The sequence below is a fragment of the Streptomyces sp. NPDC019224 genome, from assembly GCF_040632605.1.
Classification (GTDB): Bacteria; Actinomycetota; Actinomycetes; order Streptomycetales; family Streptomycetaceae; genus Streptomyces.
This window is the reverse complement of the sequence record NZ_JBEYCF010000110.1, coordinates 1-2,754: the sequence shown is the minus strand read 5'-3', so window position 1 is coordinate 2,754 and position 2,754 is coordinate 1. Positions and strand designations below refer to the sequence as shown.

5 protein-coding genes and 2 pseudogenes are annotated in these 2,754 nt (G+C 68.9%); 3 read left to right on the top strand and 4 right to left on the bottom strand.

Annotated elements, in window-relative coordinates:
• Window positions 1-141: 141 nt before the first annotated feature.
• The 4 genes and pseudogenes from ABZ564_RS32695 to ABZ564_RS32680 all read right to left on the bottom strand — a co-directional run.
• Window positions 142-231, bottom strand: a pseudogene (locus ABZ564_RS32695) (phosphatase); the annotation flags it as partial.
• A gap of 3 nt (window positions 232-234) precedes the next feature.
• The gene (locus ABZ564_RS32690) at window positions 235-645 is read right to left on the bottom strand and encodes an amidase (protein ID WP_360863135.1); all 411 of its coding nucleotides are present in this window, start codon (window positions 643-645) and stop codon (window positions 235-237) included.
• Entirely contained in the window at window positions 642-884 is a 243-nt protein-coding gene (locus tag ABZ564_RS32685; RefSeq protein ID WP_360863133.1) for a hypothetical protein, read from the bottom strand. Before ABZ564_RS32685 ends, ABZ564_RS32690 begins: the two co-directional genes overlap by 4 nt.
• The gene (locus tag ABZ564_RS32680; protein WP_360863131.1) at window positions 881-1,117 is read right to left on the bottom strand and encodes a hypothetical protein; all 237 of its coding nucleotides are present in this window, start codon (window positions 1,115-1,117) and stop codon (window positions 881-883) included. The genes ABZ564_RS32685 and ABZ564_RS32680 overlap by 4 nt, the downstream gene beginning before the upstream one ends.
• Before the next feature lie 113 nt (window positions 1,118-1,230).
• Here ABZ564_RS32680 and ABZ564_RS32675 point away from each other — a divergent pair, with 113 nt between their 5' ends.
• The 3 genes and pseudogenes from ABZ564_RS32675 to ABZ564_RS32665 form a co-directional block, all read left to right on the top strand.
• A complete protein-coding gene (locus ABZ564_RS32675) occupies window positions 1,231-2,073 on the top strand; it encodes a helix-turn-helix transcriptional regulator (protein WP_360863129.1) in 843 nt (280 codons plus the stop codon).
• Window positions 2,054-2,320, top strand: a complete 267-nt coding sequence (locus ABZ564_RS32670) for a DUF397 domain-containing protein (RefSeq protein WP_360863128.1) — start codon at window positions 2,054-2,056, stop codon at window positions 2,318-2,320. Before ABZ564_RS32675 ends, ABZ564_RS32670 begins: the two co-directional genes overlap by 20 nt.
• A 240-nt stretch (window positions 2,321-2,560) precedes the next feature.
• Window positions 2,561-2,754: pseudogene (locus ABZ564_RS32665) on the top strand (hypothetical protein); the annotation flags it as partial.

Here is a 2,754-nt window from a genome sequence, read left to right as displayed (position 1 = left end):
CCTGCGCGGCATGAGCCGCCATCAGCTCCTGCCGGGACAGCTGAAGTTCTTCCCCAGCCGAGTTCTCGTCGCCGCTGCGCCTCGGCCTTCGGCGGGTGCACGCGCCCCGGCAGCGCGTCATGCGTCGCACGGTCCGCCCACCACGATCAGCCCGCCCCCGCCCTGGTCCACGGGCAGGCCGTCGATCCCCGTCACCACGCGCCCGGCGGCCTCCCGGAGCGCGATGCCCGCCGGCTAACTCCCGCCGTCCCCCGCCCCGGCGGCCGTACGCAGGAACCGCACGAGATCGTCGATGCCGTACCCGAGCCTCGGTCCGCGTTCCGCGGCCATCAGGAGCAGCTGGCCCACGATCTCCGCACCCCACCCGTCGGTGCCGTCCGCCGACCACTCCCACAGCTTCTCGATCCCGAGATCGGTCATCAGCAGTCCGTGCCCGGTCCGGATCTCGGCGCATACCTCGGCCACCGCGTCGAGCAGGGTCGCGCCCGACCGCTCGCAGACGAGCCCGAAGTACTCACCGAACTCCTCGACCCGGCACCCCTGCGGCGGGGCGGCCCTGATTCCCCCGTACTCCGGGCCGTCCAGGCGCGGGGCCCGCCCCACCGGGCAGTGGATCAACGTGAACCGATGCCGGCCGGCGCTCATCGCGGCAGCTTCCCCTCACGGTTCAGCTCCGTCACCCGTGCCCGCAGCACGACCCCCGGCGGCGCCGGCCGTACGGAATCGGGCGGACAGTCCCACGCCGGACCGCCGCCCGGCGGCCGAAGCCGCACGCTCGGCCCGACGCGCCCGATCACCCGGCCCACCCGTCCGTCCCGCACATCCACGGCGAACGACCCCGGCTCCGGCACGGCCGCCTCCAGGCCGCCCGCCTCTCCCGTCATGACCCCGCCGCCTTCTCGTCCAGCACCCGGCTGAGCCGCATCGCCGCGTCGAGATTGCAGCGCCCCAGGTCCACCAGGACCGCCGGGTCGTCACCCGCGCACGAGGCCGCGTCGATCCGCAGCGACGGCAGCTTCACCCCCACCCGCGCGAACCCGTCCTTCAGCAGCGCCACCACTTCCTCGGCCTCCCGGATTCTCGCCACTGCCGCCCTGCGCCGTTCCGTAGTCGTCATGATCCATTCCTTCCACGCTGAGTAACGACAATGCATACCCAGAGTGGTGATTCTCTCGTTAATCTGGAAGAGGTGCAGACCCAACAACCACATGTGTGTCACAGGGAGTTGTCATGCCAGGTCCCAGGAAGCTCGACCCTTCCTCCTCCCCCCGAGCCCTCCTGGGCGCGGAACTCCGCCACCGAAGAGAGCGCGCGGGCCTCTCCCAGACCGAACTGGGCGCCCCGCTCTTCGTCAGCGGCTCCTTCATCGGCCAGCTGGAGTCCGGCGTGCGGCGCATGCAGATGGACCAGGCGGTCAAGTTCGACGAGGTCCTGAGCGCCGACGGCTTCTTCGAACGGAATTGCGCGGCGCTGAAGAAGTCGAAGTACCCGGATCACTTCGCGGAGGCGGCGGAGGCCGAGGCCCGGGCGACCGAGATCAAGGAGTACGCACCGCAGCTCATCCCGGGCCTGTTACAGACGGAGGCGTATGCGCGGGCCGTGTTCCAGGAGTACCAGCCCACGGCCCCCGAAAGCGTGATCGGCGAACTAGTGACAGCTCGATTGGAGCGCGCACAGATCCTGGCTGATCCAACAGTCCCCTTGTTGTGGGTCGTACTGGACGAGGCGGTGCTACGTCGACAGGTGGGCGGACCGGATGCGATGACAGCGGCGCTCCGCCACATCGTCGCCATGGCCCAGCAACGCCGGATCATCGTGCAGGTACTGCCGTTCACCGCAGGCGGCCACGCAGCCATGGGCGGCGGCCTCAAGCTCATGGCATTCGATGACGCCCCACCCCTCGCCTACCTGGACGGCCTCGGAGCAGGCCAACTCCTCGACGACCCAGGGACCGTAAGGCGCTACGAACTGACCTACGATCTGGTCGTGGCCAGCGCGCTCTCACCGGCAGCGTCCCTGGCCTTGATCGAGTCGGTGGCGGAGGATTACGAGCATGAAGCGCAGGACTACTGACTACGACCTGTCCAAGGCCATCTGGCACAAGTCCAGCTACAGCGACGGAAGCGGCGGCAACTGCGTGGAGGTCGCCACCTGGCGAAAGTCCACGTACAGCGGCGCAAGCGGCGGCGACTGCCTCGAAGTCCTCGACGGCATCCCCGCGGTCGTCCCCGTACGCGACTCGAAGGTGACCGACGGCCCGACTGTCGTGTTCGCGGCGACCGCCTGGCAGTCGTTCGTCACCGACCTCAAGCACGGCTGACGCAGCGGGCCCGGGGCTCAAGTCACGAGATCCGAGCGCTCTTTCAATGGAATGGTTGGGAGGGCTTGAACCCACCCACCCACCCCTGTGACCCGCAAGGGTTCACTTTTCGCGATCGAGTTGCGACGGAAGGTAGCCACGCTCTAGCTTCAGCGAGGACACAGACAAAGACGGCCCCCGCCGGTGCGCAAACACCGCCAGGGGCCTGACCACCTCGATCGAGAGTTAGCGAGCGATCTGATGGCTGACAGCCAGTTTAGTGGCGCACCCGTGCCCTACCACCCGATGGCGAACCCCGGTTACGGCAAGCGTTCCGCCCCGGACCAACGCCCGCACACCGGGCAGGACTTCGCGCACCTGCACCCCCGTGACGCGGCGATCGCCGCGTACATCGACGGGCTGTGCGACGGCGCCGACATCTCCGTGAAGACCCT

Bases quoted from the DNA above. Each gene is read 5' to 3' on its own strand.
- ABZ564_RS32670 (WP_360863128.1), top strand. From the start codon at position 2,054: ATGAAGCGCAGGACTACTGACTACGACCTGTCCAAGGCCATCTGGCAC.
- ABZ564_RS32690 (WP_360863135.1), bottom strand. From the start codon at position 645: ATGAGCGCCGGCCGGCATCGGTTCACGTTGATCCACTGCCCGGTGGGG.
- ABZ564_RS32680 (WP_360863131.1), bottom strand. From the start codon at position 1,117: ATGACGACTACGGAACGGCGCAGGGCGGCAGTGGCGAGAATCCGGGAG.
- ABZ564_RS32675 (WP_360863129.1), top strand. From the start codon at position 1,231: ATGCCAGGTCCCAGGAAGCTCGACCCTTCCTCCTCCCCCCGAGCCCTC.
- ABZ564_RS32685 (WP_360863133.1), bottom strand. From the start codon at position 884: ATGACGGGAGAGGCGGGCGGCCTGGAGGCGGCCGTGCCGGAGCCGGGG.